At 54.9% G+C, this 20,359-nt stretch carries 20 protein-coding genes and 1 other RNA gene; 10 read left to right on the forward strand and 11 right to left on the reverse strand.

The annotated features are described in order from the left end of the window. Positions 1–149: 149 nt before the first annotated feature. The 9 genes from SBO83_RS13985 to SBO83_RS14025 form a co-directional block, all read right to left on the reverse strand. On the reverse strand, positions 150–686 hold the full coding sequence (locus SBO83_RS13985; RefSeq protein WP_396131931.1) for a DUF3833 domain-containing protein: 537 nt from the start codon (positions 684–686) through the stop codon (positions 150–152). 15 nt (positions 687–701) lie between these two features. Then, on the reverse strand, positions 702–1,223 hold the full coding sequence (locus SBO83_RS13990; protein WP_396131932.1) for a hypothetical protein: 522 nt from the start codon (positions 1,221–1,223) through the stop codon (positions 702–704). A 94-nt stretch (positions 1,224–1,317) separates the two neighbouring features. Continuing rightward, positions 1,318–2,547: a class I SAM-dependent methyltransferase gene (locus tag SBO83_RS13995; RefSeq protein ID WP_396131933.1), complete on the reverse strand. Its 1,230-nt coding sequence runs from the start codon at positions 2,545–2,547 to the stop codon at positions 1,318–1,320. Between the two features lie 3 nt (positions 2,548–2,550). Then, complete coding sequence (locus SBO83_RS14000) at positions 2,551–3,267, reverse strand: DUF1365 domain-containing protein (RefSeq protein ID WP_353501446.1); 717 nt, start codon at positions 3,265–3,267, stop codon at positions 2,551–2,553. After that, on the reverse strand, positions 3,264–4,577 hold the full coding sequence (locus SBO83_RS14005) for an FAD-dependent oxidoreductase (RefSeq protein ID WP_396131934.1): 1,314 nt from the start codon (positions 4,575–4,577) through the stop codon (positions 3,264–3,266). Before SBO83_RS14005 ends, SBO83_RS14000 begins: the two co-directional genes overlap by 4 nt. Positions 4,578–4,583: 6 nt before the next feature. Then, positions 4,584–5,300, reverse strand: a complete 717-nt coding sequence (locus SBO83_RS14010; RefSeq protein ID WP_353501448.1) for an SDR family NAD(P)-dependent oxidoreductase — start codon at positions 5,298–5,300, stop codon at positions 4,584–4,586. After that, entirely contained in the window at positions 5,297–5,752 is a 456-nt protein-coding gene (locus tag SBO83_RS14015; protein ID WP_396131935.1) for a nuclear transport factor 2 family protein, read from the reverse strand. Before SBO83_RS14015 ends, SBO83_RS14010 begins: the two co-directional genes overlap by 4 nt. After that, positions 5,733–6,512 carry a MerR family transcriptional regulator gene (locus SBO83_RS14020; protein WP_396131936.1) on the reverse strand — a complete coding sequence of 260 codons (780 nt, stop codon included), beginning with the start codon at positions 6,510–6,512 and terminating at the stop codon, positions 5,733–5,735. The genes SBO83_RS14015 and SBO83_RS14020 overlap by 20 nt, the downstream gene beginning before the upstream one ends. Before the next feature lie 282 nt (positions 6,513–6,794). Continuing rightward, positions 6,795–6,876: non-coding RNA, RtT sRNA (locus SBO83_RS14025), on the reverse strand. Positions 6,877–7,019: 143 nt separating this feature from the next. On the opposite strand from SBO83_RS14025, the gene SBO83_RS14030 reads away from it, so the two are divergent. From SBO83_RS14030 to SBO83_RS14040, 3 genes are read left to right on the forward strand one after another with little or no spacing between them, the layout of a single operon-like run. Further along, positions 7,020–7,589, forward strand: a complete 570-nt coding sequence (locus SBO83_RS14030) for a helix-turn-helix domain-containing protein (RefSeq protein WP_396131937.1) — start codon at positions 7,020–7,022, stop codon at positions 7,587–7,589. Positions 7,590–7,620: 31 nt separating this feature from the next. Next, positions 7,621–8,157, forward strand: coding sequence for a GNAT family N-acetyltransferase (locus SBO83_RS14035; protein ID WP_353501452.1), 537 nt, complete (start codon positions 7,621–7,623; stop codon positions 8,155–8,157). A 3-nt stretch (positions 8,158–8,160) separates the two neighbouring features. Beyond that, complete coding sequence (locus SBO83_RS14040; protein WP_396131938.1) at positions 8,161–8,634, forward strand: GNAT family N-acetyltransferase; 474 nt, start codon at positions 8,161–8,163, stop codon at positions 8,632–8,634. Positions 8,635–8,749: 115 nt separating this feature from the next. Here SBO83_RS14040 and SBO83_RS14045 read toward each other — a convergent pair whose 3' ends face one another. Both SBO83_RS14045 and ompC read right to left on the reverse strand, forming a co-directional pair. Further along, positions 8,750–9,556: a 5'-nucleotidase, lipoprotein e(P4) family gene (locus SBO83_RS14045; protein WP_396131939.1), complete on the reverse strand. Its 807-nt coding sequence runs from the start codon at positions 9,554–9,556 to the stop codon at positions 8,750–8,752. A gap of 196 nt (positions 9,557–9,752) precedes the next feature. Continuing rightward, a complete protein-coding gene (ompC, locus tag SBO83_RS14050; protein ID WP_185688226.1) occupies positions 9,753–10,853 on the reverse strand; it encodes a porin OmpC in 1,101 nt (366 codons plus the stop codon). 303 nt (positions 10,854–11,156) lie between these two features. Here ompC and dinG point away from each other — a divergent pair, with 303 nt between their 5' ends. The 7 genes from dinG to SBO83_RS14085 all read left to right on the forward strand — a co-directional run bounded on the left by dinG (position 11,157) and on the right by SBO83_RS14085 (position 20,349). Next, positions 11,157–13,328 (forward strand): ATP-dependent DNA helicase DinG, encoded by a 2,172-nt coding sequence (dinG, locus tag SBO83_RS14055; RefSeq protein ID WP_396131940.1) that lies wholly within the window; start codon positions 11,157–11,159, stop codon positions 13,326–13,328. Between the two features lie 99 nt (positions 13,329–13,427). Further along, positions 13,428–14,069, forward strand: a complete 642-nt coding sequence (locus tag SBO83_RS14060; RefSeq protein WP_353501456.1) for an FMN-binding negative transcriptional regulator — start codon at positions 13,428–13,430, stop codon at positions 14,067–14,069. A gap of 76 nt (positions 14,070–14,145) precedes the next feature. Then, positions 14,146–15,108, forward strand: a complete 963-nt coding sequence (gene ybiB / locus SBO83_RS14065) for a DNA-binding protein YbiB (protein ID WP_396131941.1) — start codon at positions 14,146–14,148, stop codon at positions 15,106–15,108. Between the two features lie 174 nt (positions 15,109–15,282). Beyond that, entirely contained in the window at positions 15,283–15,624 is a 342-nt protein-coding gene (locus tag SBO83_RS14070; RefSeq protein WP_353501458.1) for a zinc ribbon domain-containing protein YjdM, read from the forward strand. A gap of 112 nt (positions 15,625–15,736) precedes the next feature. Then, positions 15,737–17,599, forward strand: coding sequence for a M3 family metallopeptidase (locus SBO83_RS14075; protein ID WP_396131942.1), 1,863 nt, complete (start codon positions 15,737–15,739; stop codon positions 17,597–17,599). 172 nt (positions 17,600–17,771) lie between these two features. Continuing rightward, on the forward strand, positions 17,772–18,740 hold the full coding sequence (gene rlmF, locus SBO83_RS14080) for a 23S rRNA (adenine(1618)-N(6))-methyltransferase RlmF (protein WP_396131943.1): 969 nt from the start codon (positions 17,772–17,774) through the stop codon (positions 18,738–18,740). A gap of 313 nt (positions 18,741–19,053) precedes the next feature. After that, on the forward strand, positions 19,054–20,349 hold the full coding sequence (locus tag SBO83_RS14085; RefSeq protein WP_396131944.1) for a PAS domain S-box protein: 1,296 nt from the start codon (positions 19,054–19,056) through the stop codon (positions 20,347–20,349). The last annotated feature ends 10 nt before the right edge of the window (positions 20,350–20,359 follow it).

Here is a 20,359-nt window from a genome sequence, read left to right on the forward strand (position 1 = left end):
GAGTCTTGAGGGGCGCGGCGATAGGCGCCCCTCAAGGCCGGTGTGGCGGCAGCGCACGGTTTTGACTTTAAAACGGTGTGGGCCGACGCCCACGACCTTGACCTTAAAGATGCAATTGAAAAGAAAGCGCACATGAGTCGCTCAACTCATCATTTCTTCTCAAAAAATAGAGTCACCTTCGCCACTTCCACCCCGAATTTCTTAAGTGAAGTCACATTAAACAGATGCTTATCATCCTGCTGGAAAATCCAGTCGTCGAAGGTCAGGCGATAGGTGCTGCCGCTGGCTTTCACATCCATGACGTATTTCCAGTTGAAGGCGTTGCCTGCCGCATGGCCGGTGGCGGTGCCGATGATATCGCCCGCGGTGCCGCTGTAGCTGCCATCGTCCAGTTTGCGGATATGCCAGACGCGGGTCTGCTTCTCGCCGTCGTCATAGACGAAATCTTCATGCAATGTCAGGGTAGGGCCGACCACGTCGCCACGAATCTTCACCGAAAAGCGCCGAGTCTGCTTGTTGGTGTAGTCCTGCACCATCCCGTAAGCCACGCTGTCGCCCTGGAAATAGCTAAAGATATCCAGCTTTGGCTGGGCCTGCTGGTAATCCTTGATATCGGCGCTACAGCCTGCGAGAAAAATCAGGGTGAGCAGCATCAATCCTTTCAGAGCATTGCTTAATCTGAGCATGATAAATCCTCAAGGTTATGGCGTGGTGTCGCCAATCAGGTCTTTGCGTAAATCGGGATATTGCGTAGCGGGCGACAACCAAATGGCGAGAAAGGCGTCGCGGAAATCTGCGCTGAAATGCTCGCCAAGAGGCTCGGTCAACACGCTGTCGGGGGCGCGATAGTAAAACTGTCCGCCATCGGCATCCGCCAGAAAGGTGATTTGGCTGCCTTCGCTGACGTCAGGCCAGGTTTTTGCCACCTGTTCAGACCAGCCGTTGTGCTGCGCCTTGGGCAATAACCCGAGTTTTTCCCACTGCTCGCCCGTCGCTTTTACCAGCTCTTCCCGACTTATGCTGCGCAGATATTCAATGCTCAGCGCCTGCGGCCACTGCGCCGCCTGATAATGGCCATTCGGCGTGCGCAGCTGCGAGTGATAAACGTCAAACGGCCCCCAGGTCAGGGTGGCGTGACCCACCTCCGGCCATGAGCTCCATGCAGGCGTGGCCTGCGCGGCGAACGCCATCAGCGACAGTAAACAGGCAAAAATCAGCTTCATGCGTGATCCTTGGGAAGACTTTTTCTCCTTCTCCTTTCAGAGGAGAAGGCTGGGATGAAGGGTGGTTTGAAGCGTGCTCAATGCACGGAGAGGGTTATCGCCTCTCAACCGTCATCTGTACCGTGCTAATGGTCCTCGCCCTGAACCCCGCCTCGCAGTAGCAGAGATAAAACAGCCACAGGCGGCGGAAGCGATCGTCGCTGTCGGGGACGGTTTGGCCATTCCAATAATTGACCACCCGCTCGCGCCATTCGTGCAGGGTGCGGGCGTAGTCGGAGCCAATATCGAACAGGTCGCGAACCACTAAGCCGGTGTGGCGCGTCATGACCTCGCTCATGGCGGTGATAGACGGCAGGAAGCCGCCGGGGAAAACGTAGCGCTGGATAAAATCGACGTTGCGGCTGTAATACTTGTAGCGCTGGTCGGCGATGGTGATGGCCTGCAAGGCCATGCGACCCTGAGGTTTCAGCAGCTCGTTACAGCGTTTGAAGAAGGTCGGCAGGTAGCGTTTGCCAACGGCCTCGATCATTTCGATGGAAACCAGCTTGTCGTACTGCCCGCGCAGGGCGCGATAGTCCTCGAACAGCACAGTGACGCGGTCGCTCAATCCGGCCTGTTCAATGCGTTTCACCGCAAAATCGAACTGCTCGCGGGAAATGGTGGTAGTAGTAACCCGGCAGCCGTACTCGCGGGCGGCGAATTCGGCCATCGCCCCCCAGCCAGTGCCGATCTCCAATAAATGGTCTTCGGCACGTAGCTGTAATTGCTCACACAGGCGGCGCATTTTGGCCTGCTGCGCCTGTTCAAGCGTCATCTGCGGGTCTTGAAACCACGCCGACGAATAGAGCATTTGGCTATCAAGGAAGCCCTGATAGAACTCATTCCCTAAGTCGTAATGGGCCGAAATGTTCTTACGCGCCTGCTTGCGGCTGTTGCTGCGCAGCAGGTGAATCAGGCCGTTGACCGGCGTACTTAACCAACTCAGGCGCGCTTCGATTTTATCCACCAGACCCAAGTTCTCAGCCAAGAGTTGCAAAACGGCAGTCAGGTTGGGCGTCGTCCAGTCGCCGTCGATAAAGCTCTCACCCGCCGCAATGCTGCCACCGAGCAAAACGCGGCGATAGGCGCGCAGCCGTTGCACTTCAATCACCCCTTGTAAGGGCGAGTGCTCCTCGCCAAAGAACAGCGTCTGGCCGCCCGGCTCCTGAATAGTCAGGCCCGCGCCGCGTAGCTGTTTCAGCACGCTGAGGATCAAACCCCGCGCCGCTCGACTACGACGACTGTCTGCGCCCTCACGGGCAAGCTGCACATCTGGATGGCTCATGGGTCAGTCCTTATCAGCAGGAGGGTGAGCGTAAATAGGGGCGCGTTTCAGCCACAGTTTCAGGGCCTGCCAGTAAATGGTGACGGCGGTTTTCATCGTCATCAGCGGTAACTGCCATAGCTGTTTACGCAGAGTTTGTCGGGTCAGCGGCTGTGCCCTGAGAGTCAGGGTGGCGTCGAATTCCCGGGTTTTGCGATGGTTCTCAATATGCACCAACAACTGCTTGCCCGGCGGGGTTAGCCGCCAGTGGTACACCATGTCCATAGGGTTGAAAGGCGAAACGTGAAAGGCTTTCGCCACGGGCTGGCTTCCATCGGGTAGCACGGCGTAGGTATGGCGCTCGTTCCACGGCGTGTTGCGCACTTCGGCCAGCATCCAGCGCAGTTCACCCAGATGGTCATACAGGTAGTAAAAGTTGACCGGATTAAAGTACAGGCCGAAGTAGCGCAGCTGGCAGAGCAGCATCACGCGGCCCGTCAGGCGTTCGCCGGTCAGTTCGGCAATGCGTTCCTGCGCTTTGGTTTTGATGTCGCCGCCGCCCAGATAGTCGCTGCGCTTAAAGGTCGCGGAGGAGAACTTCTCCAGCCGAATCCCTGCCTGATGTAGCTCATCCAGCTCATCGAGATCGATAAGCGGCATAAAGATCCCATAGTTGAATGCGTGATCGACCGGGGTAAACCGGCGATGACGCACATTGCCAACATACAGGGTGCTGTTCATGATGCGGCCCGCTCGGCGCGAGGTTGCAGCAGCGCAGGATGGGTTTTCAGCATCTCTTCCACCACGTCTTTGGCGCTGTTGACCCCATCTTCATGGAAGCCGTTGTACCAATACGCGCCGCAGAACCAGCTGCGATGGTGGCCGTTAATCCAGCCGCGTTGCAGCTGGGCGCAGTGGCTAGCGAGGTTCAGCACCGGGTGCATATAGTGGGCGCGGAACAGGATTTTGCTTTCGTCTACTGGCGTCGTCGGGTTGAGCGACACGCAGAAGGTGTGCGGCGCGTCCAGCCCTTGCAGGATGTTCATGTTGTAAGTGACGCTGGCGCGGCGGGTGTTAGCGTCCGGGAATTCAACTGGCAATTGATAATTCCAACTGGCCCAGGCGCGTTGCTGTTTCGGCAGATGGCGGCGGTCAGTGTGCAGAATCACCTCATTTGACTGATAAGGCAGCGCGCCCAGAATATCTTTTTCATCCTCGGTGGCATTTTCCCCCAGCAGTCTCAGGGTTTGGTCGGCGTGACAGGCGAAAATCACCTGATCAAAATGCTCGGCCCCGCGCGAGGTTTGCAGGGTGACGCCCGCCCCGTGGCGCACCACGCTGTGAACCGGCGTGGTGGTCAATAGCTCGACGCTGGCGGGTAACTTTTGCTGCATGCGGCGGATATATTCCCGCGAGCCGCCCGGCACCACCATCCACTGCGGGCGGTTGGTGACGTCCAGCAGGCCGTGATTCTCGAAAAAGCGCAAGAACAGCGACAGCGGGAATTTGGACATGTCGTCCAGCGACGATGACCAGATCGCCGCGCCCATCGGCAGAATGTAGTGCAGGGCAAAAAAGTCGGAAAACTGGTTTTGGTCCAGCAAATCGCCGAGGGTCACTTCATCATTGGCCGGGTTATTCAGGCGCATTTTGCACAGTTTGTTGAAGCGCAGAATTTCCCGCAAGAAGCGCCAAAACTTAGGCTTAAACAGATTGCGCCGCTGGGCAAACAGGGTGTTGAGGGTGTGGCCATTGTACTCCAGCCCGCTGGCCGGGTTATGCACCGAAAAGCTCATTTCGGTTGGCTGGCCCTGAATACCCAATTCGCGCAGCAGCGCGATGAAATTCGGATAGGTGCGGGTGTTGTACACGATAAAGCCGGTATCAATGGCGTAATCGCGCCCGTCGAGAGACACGTCCACCGTGGCGGTGTGCCCGCCCAGCGTGTCGGCGGCTTCAAACAGGGTGATATCACAGTTTTGGGACTGTTTGGACAGCATCCACGCGCAGCTAAGCCCGGAAATTCCGCTGCCGATAATGGCGACTTTCATAGGTTTCTACCTCACCAGTCGTTGAGTCAGGCGCTTTTGCAGCGCCAGTGGCAGCAATGCGATGGTTTTGAGCAGCAGGGAGAGGCGGGGAGGAAAAGCGATTTCACTCGCGCCTTTCGCCAGCCCTTTACGAATATAGGCCGAAGCCTGTTCAACGGTGATCATCATCGGCATTGGGAAATCATTGCGATCGGTGAGCGGCGTTTTCACAAAGCCCGGCAAAATCGTGGAAACGTGAATATTGCGCGGCCCTAAATCCAAAGCCAGCGAGCGGGAGAAGTAGGCCAGTGCGGCTTTCGACGCGCCATAGGCTTCGGCGCGAGGCAAGGGCACCAGCGAGGCGGTTGAGCCGACCAGCGCCACGCGGCTGCCCGCCGCCATGCCCGGCAAAATCGCATCAAGGCAGTTAACCGGGCCGATAAGATTGGTGTTAATCACCCGCGTCACGCTTTCGGCATCCACCACCCCGTTATCGAGATATTCGCAGGTCCCGGCATTCAGAATCACTAAATCGGCCTGCACCCATGCCATCGCCTGGCGGGTGAGCGCCAGATCGGTCATATCAAAGCTCAGGGTTTCGATGTTGCTGTGCAAGCGCGTCAGGGCTTCCAGCTTTTGCGGGTCGCGCCCGCAGGCGGTGACTTTCCAGCCGTCGGCGGCGTAGTCCAGCGCAAGTTGTTTGCCAATGCCTGAACTGGCACCGGTTATCAGAACATGATTCATGCTTTTAGCCTCGCCTTCAGCGCCTTAACGGCTCGCCCCAGAAGTGGCACGTGCTCATAGAGCATGGCCCCTAAATCGTAATAATCTCGCTGATAAATCACCTGATCTTCAGCCAGTTTTAAATGGCTAATGCCATCCAGATAGAGCGTCCCACCCTTTTTTAACGAGGGGTGAGAGTAGGCCATACACCACACCAGCGTGGCTTCATCGCCACTCACTAAGGTTTGCTGAATATCGAAACGGCAGTCGTTAACGCTTTTTAGCAATTGGCGAAAGTAGCCCTCGAGGGCGGCAATGCCGTCGTGCTGGCCCACTGGGTCAATAAATACCACCTGCGGGTGGTAGATTTGCGCTAGTTGGGGCAGCGAGCTTTGGTCGAGCTGGCGATAAACTTCCGCCAACTGCGCTAGCGTTTTCTGTACCGATTCAGACTCAGTGACCTTCAGTGTCATGGGATTCTTCTGCCTCGTTCAATAGCACGCTGCTGCCGAGAAGTTGCACCGGGATCCCCTGTGCATGCCACTGGGCCAGCTTGTTTTTCTGCACGCGCGTCAGGCGGCCTTCCGACCACATTAAAATCTGATGCACGTTCAGGTTTTCCAGATAAGGCTCGTCTACCGGCTGCGGCAGCAGGTCTATCTGCACGCCTTCTTCGCTACGAATAATGGCTTCGAGCCACAGTTCGATGCTGTCCATCTCGCCCCAGCCCATCAGCACTACGCGCACGCCGGGTTTTTTGCGCGCGGCGTTGAGGCACATTACCGCGTGCTCGATCAGCATGCCGTCGAGCAAATGGCGCAGCAGGTGCAGAGAAGGGCCGCCAGAGCCGAGGCGTTTTCTCAATGGGCGAATGACGTTGTTGATGAGCGCCATTGCCGGATATTCACGGCCCAGTTCGGCCAGCAGTTGGCGCACCTTATGCATGCTGCTCTCTTGCAGGGCGGTGAGCAGGCGCTGTTCCGACTGAGCCCAGCCGCTCGGCAGCGGCGCGACAGTGCCTTCGAGCAGCGCTCTGACTTGCCCGACCGGCACGCCGCGGTTAATCCAAGACAAAATGGTGCGAATGGTGTCGATGTCGTTATCGTCGAACAACCGATGACCACCTTCGCTGCGCTGTGGCTTGAGCAGCCCGTAGCGCCGTTGCCACGCCCGCAGCGTGACAGGGTTGATACCGCAGATACGCGCCACTTCCCCTATGCTGTACAGAGACATAGATCCCTCCTGAATATTCGTACTTCTTCCCTTCACTCTAGCCGTTATGGGGAAAGTTGTACAAGTTTATTATTGTTGTACAAGTTGAGAGCGGCTGCCCACACAAAACCTTGCGTTGCCACGCAAACTGGCCCAGAAGGCGCGTAAGCGCGCGCCCTCTGGACTCCCGCGCTTTTTATCGCTGCGTGTTCGAGGCTTCGCAGGGTCGGAATGGACATGTTTCAGCAGCCGCAGTGTTTGTCGCGAAGTGCCGTCGCTTAGGCGATTTCCTCAGTTCGGGCTTACTCGGCCTCTGGCCTCGCCCTTCGGGTCGTTGCTATGCAACGCTGTCTCGCTTCGCTCGGCTCGAGCCATAGGTCTCGAACCACTCCCTCGGCGTCACTCCTGAATGCGACTTACTAGCTTTTCAATCGTGCCGTTTCAGGGGAGGTTCTTTGTTTTATCCATATTGCTTAAATCCCATATATGGAATAAATTCTCGATATTGAGAATTTAAGAGGCGTGGCGATGGAAGATGAAAATCTAAATGATGATATGCGGTTGGCGGAGCGGTTGGCTTGGCTAAGGGTGAATCAGGGCTGGTCGCTGGAGGTGCTGGCAGCGCAAACGGGGATCAGCCGGGCGACGCTTTCGCGCATCGAGCGGGGCGAGACTAGCCCGACGGCGTCTCTGCTGGGCAAGCTCAGCGCGGCTTATGGCTTAACCACTTCGCGGCTGTTAATGACGCTGGAGGATAACCCGCCGGAGCTGATTCGCCACGGGCAGCAGTCGGTGTGGCGCGACACGGCGACCGGGTTTGAGCGGCGTTCGGTGTCGCCACCGGCCCATGGCTATCGTGTTGAACTGATGACCGGCAAGTTGCAGGCTGGCGCCACTATCTCCTATGACTCGCCGCCGGTGGCGGGCCTTGAGCAACATATTTGGGTGCTGGAGGGCGTGCTGGAACTGACGCTCGACCAGCGCCAGTTCAGGCTGGAGAAGGGGGATAGCATGCGATTCCTGCTGTTCGGCACCTCGGCTTTCCACGTGCCCGGCCCTGATGACGCCCATTACCTGATCGCTATTTCCCGGCCTTAACCTTTAAACCATCCTGAGGAGGAAGCTCTGTATGTCGAAAATTCACCAAGTGGCAGTGACGGAAGTGTTTGATGGCGCATTGAGTGAAACGGACCTCGACCAATTGGCGGAAACCCTGAATTTGGCGGTAGAGCAGGGGGCGAGCATTGGTTTTGTTCCGCCGTTCGCACATCCGCAGGCTGTGGCGTTTTGGCACAAACTCATTCCGGCATTCATCTCCGGCGAGCGTCGGCTGCTGGTAGCCCGGCTGAACGGCAGGATTGTCGGCACGGTACAACTGGCGGTGAGCCAACCCGCCAATGGCGCACATCGGGCAGAGATCAATAAGCTGATGGTGCATCCCGCAGCCCGTCGTTTGGGGATTGCGCGTTCGCTGATGGTGGCGATTGAAGAAGTGGCACGCAGCGCGGGTAAGCAACTGCTGGTGCTGGATACCATCACCGACGGAGCCGCCGAGGGGCTTTATCGCTCGTTAGGGTATGAGGTGGCGGGGCAGATCCCACAGTATGCGATGTCAACGCAAGGACAACTTGAGCCGACCACGGTGATGTTTAAGGTATTGGGGTGAAAGATGTCGGGACAGTGGATTATTGAACCGGCAGAGGTGACGGGGGCCGACGCCCAAGGGCTTTTGGAATCACTCTCGCAGTGCTTACAGCAAATCACCGGCGACAGCGGCGTTTCCTCTTTTTCGCCACGAGAGATGGCGGAGCATGGTGCCCTTTTTGTTGTTGCTCGTAATGATAAGGGAGTGGCTGTCGGCTGTGGCGCGCTTCGACCATTGAAAGCCGGCGTTGCAGAATTAAAGCGTATGTACGCGCAGCCTGATTCGCCGGGAGCAGGGACCAAGATTCTGCAATACCTTGAAGCTGAGGCAAGGCACTTAGGCTATCAACACATCTGGCTGGAAACTCGACGAGTCAATGAACGTGCTGTCGGCTTCTATCTTGCTCGCGGTTATCAGCAAATCGAGAATTACGGCCACTATCAAGGCCGGGCGGAAGCCATTTGCTTTGCAAAAAACCTTAACCATGAAGGTTGGTAATCCCCCGGATTTTCTGACTCATTTAAAAGGTAACAGGGGCTAATCTCGATAGATTACCCCCTGCTATATACCATCTCACTTGGTCACTGTGGGCCGATACCAGCGAGTTAGGAACTTATTTCCCGTTCCACGCCTTCAAGTTTGTATCACGCACTTTCAGCTTCTGTTCTGGCGTCAGCTTGTTGTATTCCGCAGCCAGGCCGCTTTCCCAGTCGCCGTACAGTGGGTTTGGCAACACGATGAACTGGGTGCCGAACTGCTTGTAGTTCTGGTTTACGAAGGCGCGACGCTGGGTGTTGTCTTTGTGATAGGTCGCGGCACCGAAGTCGTTCAGGTTGTCACCGGCGTAAATCACGATGTTATAACCCGCGGCTTTGATGGAGTCGAAACGCGCCTGTTTGTTCGAAGTGTCGCTGCTCAGTAACAGGGTTTTCTCGTTCACGCCGGTGAAGCCCAGACGGTTTAGGTTTTCCAGCGTGGCGGCGTATTCGCTGGTTTTACGGTTCGATACATAGAACATGGTGCCGCCGTGGGAGTTAACATAGTTGGCGAAATTCACCGCGCCCGGCACGGCGGTTGCCTGCTTGGCGGCGGTCCATTCAGACCAGGTTTTGCTGTCGAATGGCTTGTTGGCTTTAACCTGCCACGCGCTGTAGGCGCTGTTATCAATCATGGTTTCGTCGAGATCGACTACCACGGCTTTAGGCTTGCCATCCAAAGGCTTAGCATTGTCAAAGGCGACGGTTGCTGCGTTGAAAGCCTGATAAGTCAGCGCCTGATATTCACCAGACTGTTGGAACCAGTTGAGGGCCATCACCGATTGGTCGTTCAGCTTCTGTTGGTCTTGGGCAGCTTTTGGCGCACAGCCCGTCAGAGCCAGCATAACCAGCGCAGCGGTGGCGCACAGCGTCATCTTTTTCATTCACTATCACCTTTGATTTTTAGTATTAGTAAGAAAATCCTCCAAAACTGTAGCAGATTCATAGGATTAAGGAAGAGTGAAAAGTCAGTTACGGGAGACAGGCAATAAAAAAGCCGGGGGATGAGCCCGGCGAAGTGTTCACAGAGAATTTATGACAATGAGGTCTTATTTGATGAAGGTTACTTCTTACTACAAGTTAGAACTGGTAAACCAGGCCTAACGCAACAACATCGTCGTTGTTCAGTTTCAGTGTATTATTATCGTTCAGCTGGTTGATTTTATAGTCAACAAAGGCTGACATATTTTTGTTGAAATAATAATAGGTCGCTACGTCGATATATTTCGCCAAATCTGCATCGCCAATGCCTTCAATATCTTTAGCTTTGGTCTGAACATAACCCAATGATGGACGCAGACCCCAGTCGAATTGATATTGCGCAACGGTTTCGAAGGTCTGAGTTTTATTTGCGAAGCCGCTCACTGATGCAGGAGTACCTGCCAGGCTGCCCGGTACGGAAATAGCGTACAGGTTGCGAGTTTCAGCATAAATAGCTGCTAAATAAACGCTGTTATTGTCATATTTCAGACCACCAGTCCATGCGTCAGCTTTATCGCCTTTGCCGTAACGAACCGCAGTTTGTGCTGAAGTACGGTCAGAAGAAGAGTAGGCACCGCCGACGCTCACGCCTGAATCACCGAAGGCGTAAGTGGTAGACAGCGCGTAGCCGTCGCCGTTAGCCGTGTTCAGAGAACGGCCGTCGTTTTCGTTCTTACCTTGGTACTGAACGGCGACGTTCAGACCATCAACCAGGCCGAAGAAGCCGCGGTTACGGTAGGTTGCTACGCCGTTAGCACGGCCTGTCAGGAAGCGGTCTGCCTTGGTGTAACCGTCGCCACCGAACTCTGGGAACATATCGGTCCAGGCTTCTACATCGTACAGCGCGCCGTAGTTACGGCCGTAGTCGAATGAGCCATATTGAGCGAATTTCAGACCGGCAAAGCCCAGACGCGTTTTGGTGTCTTGGGTGCCTTGAGCTTCTGAATGGTTTGCAGCGACTTGATATTCCCACTGGCCATAACCGGTCAGAATATCGTTAATTTGTGTCTGGCCTTTAAAACCGAAACGAACATAAGTCTGGTCGCCATCAACACCGGCATTATCAGAAATATAATGTTCGGCTTTAACTTTTCCGTACAGGTCCAGTTTGTTACCGTCTTTATTATAAACTTCGGCTGCGTGTGCCCCGGATGCAATCAGTAAACCAGGAATTAATAATGCCAGAATCTTATGTTTCATTTTATATACCCTGCTTTCCCATTATCTCTTTTTATATAAAAAGAGACTAAAAGGGTTTTATTTAAAGGACGCGAGTCATCTCATGTACTGTGCTTTCAATGTGTGCCTGAAATTTTCACAGCGAGGATTTTTTACCTTATGTTTGTGATCGATTTATGACAGAAAAAAATGAACTTTCTTTTTGTTTTACAAATGCACCTAGATTTACATCTTCCGAAACAGGATTTGCAGGCTGATCCGCAGGCCGGTCTGTGGGACAATGGGTAGCAGAATCTCTCAGTAACTCAATTTTATAAGGGTTGAATGGCGCTTTCCCCCGCAGTCAAAGATCAGATAAGCCAGTGGTACAAAGCCCTGCAACAACAAATTCCGGATTTTATCTCCCGAGCGCCACAGCGACAGATGATCGCTGAGGTTGCCAAGGCGTTTTCTGGCGATGCTGCACGTCATTTGGCGATTGAAGCGCCCACCGGCGTGGGCAAAACCCTGTCCTATCTGATCCCCGGTATTGCTGTAAGCCGTGAGGAGGAGAAGCCGTTAATCGTCAGCACCGCTAATGTGGCGTTGCAGGATCAGATCTACAGCAAAGACCTGCCGCTGCTGAAAAAGATTATTCCTGACCTCAAGTTCACCGGTGCCTTTGGCCGCCGACGTTACGTCTGCCCGCGCAACCTGTCGATGATGAGCAACGAGAATGCGCAGGGCGATTTAGGGCTGTTCCTCGGCGACGAGCTGGCACCTTCAAACTCAGAAGAGCAGAAGTTTTCCAAGACGCTGGAAACCGCGCTGGCGCGCTACCAGTGGGATGGCCTGCGCGACCACTATCAGCAGATGATTCAGGACTCCTTGTGGGAAAAAATCAGTACCGACAAGGCTAACTGCCTGAACCGCAACTGCCATTACTATAAAGAGTGCCCCTATTTTGTGGCGCGAAAAGAGATTGAAACCGCCGACGTGGTGGTGACCAACCACGCGTTGGTGATGGCCGCGCTGGAGTCTGACATGGTGCTCCCCCCGGCCAAAGACCTGCTGTTAGTGCTCGACGAAGGCCACCACCTGCCCGACGTCGCCCGCGACGCCCTGGAGGTCGAGGCCAATATCTCGGCGGTGTGGAACCATCTGCAACTCGATAACTTTGTTCGCCAGATTGAGCAGTGCCTTGGGTTATTCACCCCGAAAAACCCGCCGCCGCTGACCAACGCCGAGCGGCTGCACAACCACTGCGCCGAGATGCGCGAGCTGTTGTTGTCGATTGAGCAGCAGATTAGCCAATATCTGCCGCCCGACGCGTCGGAGGCCGAGCACCGTTTCGAGATGGGCGCGCTTTCTCCTGAGCTGACCGAGCAGTGCGCGCGGCTGTTTAAACTGACCGACGCGCTGCGCGGTTTGGCCGAGTTCATGCTCAATGATCTCAGCGAAAAGACCGGCAAACACGACATTGGCCGTCTGCATCGGGCGATTTTGCACATGAGCCGCATGCTGGGTTATCTCGAAACCATGAGCAAGCTCTGGCGGCTGGCGGCGATGGAAAAAGCCTCCAACGCGCCAATCAGCAAATGGGTGACGCGGGAGTTTTTCGACAACCAAAGCCATCTGATGCTGCACTGCGTGGGCATTCGCGTCAGCGAACAGTTGGAAAAACTGCTGTGGCGCAAGGTGCCTCACGTGGTGATCACCTCCGCCACGCTGCGCTCGCTGAACAGCTTCTCCCGCCTGCAAGAGATGACCGGTTTGAATGAAAAGGCGGGCGATCGCTTCGTCAGTCTGGATTCGCCGTTTAACCATATTGAGCAGGGCAAGCTGGTAATTCCGCAGATGAAAAACGAGCCGATGATGGTCAATGAGGCGGCTCATTTGGAAGAGATGGCCGACTTCTTCCGCGCCGAGTTAGCCAAAGGTGAACACAAAGGCCAACTGGTGCTGTTTGCCAGCAATCGGGCGTTGCAGCAGTTTGTCAGCCTGATGCCCGACCTGAGACTAATGCTGCTGGTGCAGGGCGATCAGCCACGCTACCGCCTGGTGGAAGAGCATCGTCGGCGGGTTGAGGCGGGCACCACGAGCGTGCTGATTGGTCTGCAATCCTTTGCCGAAGGCTTGGATCTCAAAGGGGATCTGCTCACTCAGGTGCACATCCATAAAATTGCTTTTCCGCCAATCGACAGCCCGGTGATTTTGACCGAGGGCGAGTGGCTGAAAACCCTGAAACGCTATCCGTTTGAAGTACAGAGCCTGCCGAGCGCGTCATTCAACCTGATTCAGCAGGTAGGGCGTCTGATCCGCAGCCACGAATGCCGCGGCGAAATCGTGATTTACGACCGTCGGCTGATCAGTAAAAACTATGGCTCGCGGCTGCTGGCGGCGCTGCCGATTTTCCCTATCGAGCAGCGAGAAATGCCCGCCCCCGGCTCGGTAAAACGCCCGGACCGGCTAAAAAGCACCACTAAAGTGGTCAAACGCCGCCGCAAAGCGCGCTAACCAAGCTGTACCACGCCTTTTCCGCAAAACTGTGTCTTTACTGTTCTCTTAATCGTCGTTATCAATAGATTCATAACTGACGGTTAAGAGACTTCATCAATGTATTTACCCGCTGCATTTAAACAACAAGACGTTCAGGCTCAGGCGGAGCTTATCCGCCAGTATCCACTGGGACTGTTGATTTCCAACGGGCCTGAGGGTTTTGAAGCCAACCCGATCCCTTTTTTGGTGGATGTCGACGCTGACGGCCAGCTGACGCTGCGCGCCCATCTTTCGCGCGGCAATGCCCAGTGGAAATCGCTGGCCGAAAACGGACATTGCATGGTGGTGTTTCAGGGGGTTGAGGGCTATGTCTCGCCGTCCTGGTATCCCTCGAAGCAGCAAAACGGCGGAAAAACGGTTCCTACCTGGAACTACGCCACGGTGCAGGTTAGCGGCGAAGCTAAGATTATCGACAGCCCCGGCTGGTTGCTAACCCTACTCAAAGCACTGACCACCCAGCATGAAGCGGGGCAGCGAGAGCCGTGGGCGGTGAGTGACGCCCCTGATAACTTCATCGCCGCGCAGTTGAAAGGCATCGTGGGCTTTGAGCTGGTGGCGCGCAAAGTTGAGGGGAAATGGAAGCTGAGCCAGAACCGCAGCGCCGAAGACGTTAATGGCGTAATCGATGGCCTGAAAGAGCTGCAAGGCGACGCCAGCCCGCTGGCGCAGGCGATGGTCAACGCCAAATCCGACAAATGACCGGCGCGTTGCCGTTTTCCCTGATTGCTGGCTGAGTTATGCTGGCCTTATTCGATTTTCATCACATGGCAGACCAATGGATTACACCAAACTGATTAAAGAAGTGGGCCGTGGAAAGAACCACGCCCGTGACTTAGACCGCGAGCAGTCGCTGGCGCTGTATCGCGAGATGCTGGCGGGCGAAGTGCCTGATTTACAGCTCGGCGGCCTGCTGATTGCTTTGCGCATCAAGGGCGAGTCGGAAGAGGAGATGCTCGGTTTCTATCAGGCGATGGAAGAGCAGGTGATGCAGCTGCAAGCCCCTGCCGACAGGCCGATGCCGATTGTGATCCCCACTTATAACGGTGCGCGCAAGCAGGCCAACCTGACGCCATTGTTGGCGATGCTGCTAAGCAAGCTGGGCTTCCCGGTGCTGGTTCACGGCGTCGATGAAGACCCGACGCGCATCACCAGCGCGGAGATTTTCCGCCAGCTCGGTGTCGAGTCCGCGCAGGACCAGCAGCAGGCGCAGCAGCAGTTGGATGCAGGCCAGCAGCCGGTTTTCGTGCCGGTTTCCGTGCTCTGCCCGCCAATGGATAAGCAGCTGGCACTGCGCTGGCAGATGGGCGTTCGCAACAGCGCTCACACCCTAGCCAAGTTGATCACGCCTTTCGGCAAGCAGGACGTGCTGCGGCTGTCGAGCGTGTCGCACCCGGAATATATTCAGAAAGTTTCATCGTTTTTCCGCCAGGTGGAAGGGCGCGCGCTGCTGTCGCAAGGCACCGAAGGCGAGGTGTACGCCAACCCGCAGCGCTGTCCGGCCATCTATCTTCTCGCTAACGGCGAGCAGCAGGTGCTGGCCGACAAGCAGGAGTTCACCGATGTCGATCTGCCTGACAGTAAAGACGTCGCCACCACCGTCGCCTTCACTAACGCGTGTTTGCGAGGGGAGCGTGCTATCCCGCAGGCATTGCTCAATCAGCTTATCTGTTGTCTGGTCGGCGCGGGGGTGTCGCCGGATATGGCGGAAGCGCGGATGATTATTGAACAGGTGTTTTAGGGGGCTTTTCTCCTCCCCTAATTAGGGGAGGAGCAGAACAGCCTTCGATTAAGATTTTGTATTTCTCCCCATAAATCTATTCATATCCATCCTGAAGAGGTAAAATACTGGGTATTAATCATCTAGATTATGATTTTACTCATTTTTTTAAAAATAATTTAACGAGATAAATACATGGAAAAGTTACCCAATTGCCCGGCTTGTAGTTCTGAATTCACATGGCAGGACGGCGCGATGCTCAATTGCCCTGAATGTGGACATGTTTGGTCTTTGGAAGGGGATGCCGATGCTCAGGACGACGCGCTGGTAGTGGTTGATGCTAATGGCAACACGCTGGTGGACGGCGACTCGGTGACCGTCATTAAAGATCTCAAAGTAAAAGGCAGCTCGTCGATGCTCAAGATTGGCACCAAAGTGAAAAGCATCCGTTTGTGCGAAGGTGACCACAATATTGACTGCAAAATTGACGGATTTGGTCAGATGAAACTCAAATCTGAGTTCGTGAAGAAAAACTAAGCTTTCCTGCCTCACATCCTCGTAACAACCGCGGTTCTCTCATGTCGACAGAACCGCCTTCTAAACATACACTCAATGCATAATCTCGTTACCTATCAATAGAGAAGACTGCATGAAAAAGGCTCAAGACTATTTTAATGCCCTAAATCACGATTATCTGCAGGTGCACAAGGCCAAAGAAGAACTTTTCTGGCAGAACTACATGGGAACTGGCGATGAAAACGTGTCGGCAGACTTCGCGGCAGCTGAGACTGCTCACAAGCGTTTTATCTCTGAATCCCGCCGGTTGGGCGAATTGCGCGAGCACATTGCCTCGCTGGAAAAACTAACTCTCGACGAAGAGGGCAAGGCGCTGCTGCACGGCCTTCAGGGCTGGTATCGCTTCTTTGACTGCAACACCATTGAAGACCCGCAGGCGCAGGCGCTGCTGGATGAAATCATTCAGGCCGAATCCGCGCTGTTCGCCAAGCGCAAGGCGCACCGCCTGACTCATATCAATGCCAAAGGCGAGCGAGTGAATGCCTCTCTCGGCGAGCTGCTGACCAATCAGGCCAATAATGAAAACGAAGCTTACCGCCGTAGCTCCCAGACCGCGCTGCGCGAGCTGGAAGAGTGGCTGTTGCACAACGGCTTCCCAGAGCTGGTTGGCCTGCGTAACCGTTTTGCCCGCCAGTTGGGCTACCGTAACTATTTCGATTATAAGGTGAACAAAACCGAGCGTATGACGCCGGAACAGCTGTTCGCCATTCTGGATCGCTTTGAAGAGCAGACCCGCGAAGGCAACGTGCGCAGCCTGAATGAGCTGGTAGCGCGTAAGGGCGATGGCGCCCTGCTGCCGTGGAACATTCGCTTTGCCAGCGCCGGAGACGTCACTCGCCAGCTTGACCCGTATTTCCCGTTTGCCGACTCGCTGCGCCGCTGGATTGACAGCTTTAAGCGCCTGCATATCGACTTCCAGGGGGCAGAAATGCAGCTCGACCTGCTGGTGCGCGAAGGAAAATATGAAAATGGCTTTATGCACAGCCCGGTGCCCACCTTCTATGACAACGGCGACTGGGTTTCTGGCGTGATCAACTTCACCAGCCTCGCCAAGCCAGACCAAGTGGGCAGCGGCGGCAGCGGCCTGAACACGCTGTTCCACGAGGGCGGCCACGCGGCGCATTTCGCCAACATTCGCCAGAACGCGCCGTGCTTCTCGCAGGAGTTCCCGCCGACCTCCATGGCCTACGCCGAAACCCAGTCTATGTTCTGCGACAGCCTGCTGGAAGATGCCGACTGGCTAAAACGTTACGCGAAGAATGCTCAGGGCGAGTCGGTGCCAGATACCCTTATCCACGACAGCATCGCGGCCCGCCAGCCAATGCGCGCCTTCAATGAGCGTCACATTCTGCTGGTGCCCTATTTTGAATGGCAGCTCTACCAGTGGCCGGACGAAAAGCGCACGCCGGAAGCCATTCTGGCGCTGGCGCGCGATGTCGAAACTCACATTTTGGGTGTCACCGGCAGCCCGCGGCCTACCATGGCTATTCCTCACTTGTTATCGATGGAATCTGCCTGTTCCTATCAGGGCTACCTGTTGGCGCTGATGGCCGTCGAGCAAACCCGCGCCTTCTTCCTTAAACGCGATGGCTATCTGACGGATAATCCGGCCATCGGCCCGGATTTAGCCAAGCACTACTGGACGCCGGGCAACAGCATTAGCCATGACGAAACCCTGCGTAATCTCACCGGCGAGGGTTTCAACCCGGATTATCTGGCTGAAGCTTGCAACCAAACCGTGGCGGCGGCGTGGGAAGAGGCGCAGCAGACCATGAAAGCGGCGGCGAAGCGCGAACAGCCGGCGGCGGATTTCGATCTGAATGCGCATATTCGCGTGGTGGACGGCAAACGCGTGTTAGCTGACAGCGCCGATGGCGACGAAGCCATGTGCCAGGACTTTGCCGATTTCGTGCAGCAGACCTATTTTCATAAGTAAGGCTTCGCGATAGACAACCGCCATCGGTCGCTCGGCTGATGGCGGTTTTTTTACGTCCGGCAGAGAGGGGCAGTTTGTGGTATCTTACGCGCCAGAAATTTTTAATCCTTTGTGAAAGCCATTCGTTTTCAGAAATAGTTCGTTTATCAAACAATACCGGAGAGTCATTCAGGTGGAACAAAAGAAAATCTTCCCGCAGGAAAAAAGCGGCCTGCATCCGCGTAACCGCCACCGTAGCCGCTATGACTTCCCGGCCCTGATTGCCAGCAGCCCGGAGCTTGGTCCGTTCGTTTCTGAAAACAAATGGGGCGATTTGTCGGTGGACTTCGCCGATCCGCAGGCAGTAAAAGCGCTCAACCGCGCGCTGCTGCGTCACTTCTATCAGATTGAAAACTGGGATATTCCTGCTGATTATCTCTGCCCGCCAATCCCAGGCCGCGCGGATTACATTCACCATTTGGCTGATTTGCTGGCAAGCAGCAACAATGGCGAGATCCCGAAAGGCAAGGATCTGGCGATTCTGGATATCGGCGTGGGTGCCAACTGCATCTACCCAATCATTGGTTTGCGCGAATACGGCTGGCGCTTTACGGCCAGTGAGATTGACGCCACTTCCATGGCCGCCGCCAAGAAGATTGTTGCTACCAACCCGCAGCTGACCAATCAGGTGCGTTTCCGCCTGCAGTCTAAGCCGCAGCGCATTTTCGATACCATTATTCGTCACGACGAGCGCTACGACGCGGTGCTGTGCAATCCGCCATTCCACGGTTCTGCCGAGGAAGCCGCAGGTAGCAGCCAGCGTAAACGCCAAAATCTTGGCCTCGATCGCCGCGCCGGAAGTAAAGCTGAACTGAACTTCGGCGGCCAGCACAATGAGCTGTGGTGCGAAGGGGGCGAAGAAGCTTTCGTGGTGCGTATGGCGGAAGAGAGCGCCGAGAAGCGCACTAACTGCCTGTGGTTCACGGTCTTAGTGTCGAAGAAAACCACCTTGCCACTGCTGTATGAAGCTTTGGAAGAGCTGGAAGCGACGGACGTTCGCACCATAGAAATGACTCAGGGGAATAAAATCAGCCGCTTCGTGGCCTGGACTTTCCTCACCCCTTGGCAGCAAAAAAGTTGGGCAGGAAAGCGTTGGGCCTAATCTAACGCCTTGTTTCTCTCCCGCATTTAATTAGCCTGATACGGATTAATGTGTCAGGCTAAAAAAAATCCTAGCGACCCCTTCCTTTTTTAGTAGTTTAAATTATGATTAATTCATAATAAGAACAGTTCACTTTGTCACCAGTGAAATTATTCATCGCGTTAGGTTTTTACTTTTATCTTCTTTTCTAGCAGCCTCCCAATACACCGACCCAGGGCGAAGCTAAATTTAAATTTACAATTTTTGTAGATTTAAACGTTCAGCGCACGTGTTATTTCCTTATTCACGTAATCAGCCACAGGGTCTCTGCACTATGCAACTTTTCACTCATCAATTCAGCACGGCATGGCGTGATAAATTCTCTGCACTCTCGCAAGCCGTTCCCATGATCGTCTTCACCCCGCAGGGCATTGTTACCGAGGCAAATAGCCTATTTCTCAACACCATAGGTTATACCCGTGATGAGGTGGTTGGGCAGCCCCACAAGATATTCTGCACCCCGGAGTTCGTTGCCAGTGATGCTTATCGGCTGCACTGGCAAGGGCTACAGCAGGGCAAGTCTGTCAGCGGCAATATTAAACGCTTGCATAAAAACGGCTCTCTTATTTGGTTAGAAGCGACATACGTCCCCGTTTTAAATAAACAAGGGAAGGTGATTGAGATAATTAAAATAGCCAGCGATGTCACTGATCGTATTAATGAATCGCACGATCATCATGGCTTATTAGAAGCAATCGACCGCTCAATGGCTTTGATAACCTTTACCCCTGAAGGCCATATTCTTTCCGCCAACGCCAACTTTATAAAAGTCATGGGATATTCACTGAATCATATTCAGGGAAAATCCCACGCGATGTTTTGCCTGCCCGATTGGCGAGACTCAAACGATTACCGCTCACACTGGCAGCGCCTGAAAAATGGTGAGTTTATCCTCGGCCGTTTCGAGCGAGTGAATAGCCGTGGACAGAGCGTGTGGCTGGAGGCCAGCTACAACCCGGTGATGGACGATGAAGGCAAAGTGGTGAAAGTGGTGAAAATCGCTCAAGACATCACGGTGCAAATGAACCAGCAGCGCCAGCAGGAAAATATGATGACTCACGTCCACGAGTTGTCGCTAAATACCGATAAAACGGCCGCGCAGGGCGTGACTATCGTGCAAAAAGCGGTAGAGGATATGCAGGAAGTTGAAGCACTTGCCAAGCGCACGGCGGATATTATCAGCCAGCTGGGGCAAACCTCTGAACGCATTGGTGAGATGGTCGATACCATACGCCGAATCTCTTCACAGACCAATTTATTGGCGATTAACGCCACTATCGAAGCTGCCCACGCCGGGGAACAGGGCCGCGGATTCGCCGTGGTAGCAGGCGAAGTCCGTTCGCTTGCCGACCAATCACGCAAAGCCGCCGTTGAAATTGATCAACTCACGCAAAGCATCCGCGACGGCGTGATGGCCGCCATCGACGGCATGGGGAACTGCGTGAATCGCGCAGGTGGCGGAGTAACGCTAAGCCGCAACGCCGGTGAGGTCATCAATCAGGTGAATCTCGGCATGCAGGATTTGGTAAGGATGATGGCGGGGGTGGGGGCAAGCCCCAAAGCCCACTAATACCTCGTGT

Source organism: Ewingella allii, from assembly GCF_044430645.1.
In the GTDB taxonomy this organism is placed as follows: Bacteria; Pseudomonadota; Gammaproteobacteria; order Enterobacterales; family Enterobacteriaceae; genus Ewingella; species Ewingella allii.

Bases quoted from the DNA above. Each gene is read 5' to 3' on its own strand.
- SBO83_RS14020 (WP_396131936.1), bottom strand. From the start codon at position 6,512: ATGTCTCTGTACAGCATAGGGGAAGTGGCGCGTATCTGCGGTATCAAC.
- SBO83_RS13985 (WP_396131931.1), bottom strand. From the start codon at position 686: ATGCTCAGATTAAGCAATGCTCTGAAAGGATTGATGCTGCTCACCCTG.
- SBO83_RS14045 (WP_396131939.1), bottom strand. From the start codon at position 9,556: ATGAAAAAGATGACGCTGTGCGCCACCGCTGCGCTGGTTATGCTGGCT.
- SBO83_RS14030 (WP_396131937.1), top strand. From the start codon at position 7,020: ATGGAAGATGAAAATCTAAATGATGATATGCGGTTGGCGGAGCGGTTG.
- ompC (WP_185688226.1), bottom strand. From the start codon at position 10,853: ATGAAACATAAGATTCTGGCATTATTAATTCCTGGTTTACTGATTGCA.
- dinG (WP_396131940.1), top strand. From the start codon at position 11,157: ATGGCGCTTTCCCCCGCAGTCAAAGATCAGATAAGCCAGTGGTACAAA.
- SBO83_RS13990 (WP_396131932.1), bottom strand. From the start codon at position 1,223: ATGAAGCTGATTTTTGCCTGTTTACTGTCGCTGATGGCGTTCGCCGCG.
- SBO83_RS14075 (WP_396131942.1), top strand. From the start codon at position 15,737: ATGAAAAAGGCTCAAGACTATTTTAATGCCCTAAATCACGATTATCTG.
- SBO83_RS14010 (WP_353501448.1), bottom strand. From the start codon at position 5,300: ATGAATCATGTTCTGATAACCGGTGCCAGTTCAGGCATTGGCAAACAA.
- SBO83_RS14000 (WP_353501446.1), bottom strand. From the start codon at position 3,267: ATGAACAGCACCCTGTATGTTGGCAATGTGCGTCATCGCCGGTTTACC.
- SBO83_RS14035 (WP_353501452.1), top strand. From the start codon at position 7,621: ATGTCGAAAATTCACCAAGTGGCAGTGACGGAAGTGTTTGATGGCGCA.
- SBO83_RS14040 (WP_396131938.1), top strand. From the start codon at position 8,161: ATGTCGGGACAGTGGATTATTGAACCGGCAGAGGTGACGGGGGCCGAC.
- SBO83_RS14085 (WP_396131944.1), top strand. From the start codon at position 19,054: ATGCAACTTTTCACTCATCAATTCAGCACGGCATGGCGTGATAAATTC.
- SBO83_RS14015 (WP_396131935.1), bottom strand. From the start codon at position 5,752: ATGACACTGAAGGTCACTGAGTCTGAATCGGTACAGAAAACGCTAGCG.
- ybiB (WP_396131941.1), top strand. From the start codon at position 14,146: ATGGATTACACCAAACTGATTAAAGAAGTGGGCCGTGGAAAGAACCAC.
- SBO83_RS14070 (WP_353501458.1), top strand. From the start codon at position 15,283: ATGGAAAAGTTACCCAATTGCCCGGCTTGTAGTTCTGAATTCACATGG.
- SBO83_RS14005 (WP_396131934.1), bottom strand. From the start codon at position 4,577: ATGAAAGTCGCCATTATCGGCAGCGGAATTTCCGGGCTTAGCTGCGCG.
- SBO83_RS14060 (WP_353501456.1), top strand. From the start codon at position 13,428: ATGTATTTACCCGCTGCATTTAAACAACAAGACGTTCAGGCTCAGGCG.
- SBO83_RS13995 (WP_396131933.1), bottom strand. From the start codon at position 2,547: ATGAGCCATCCAGATGTGCAGCTTGCCCGTGAGGGCGCAGACAGTCGT.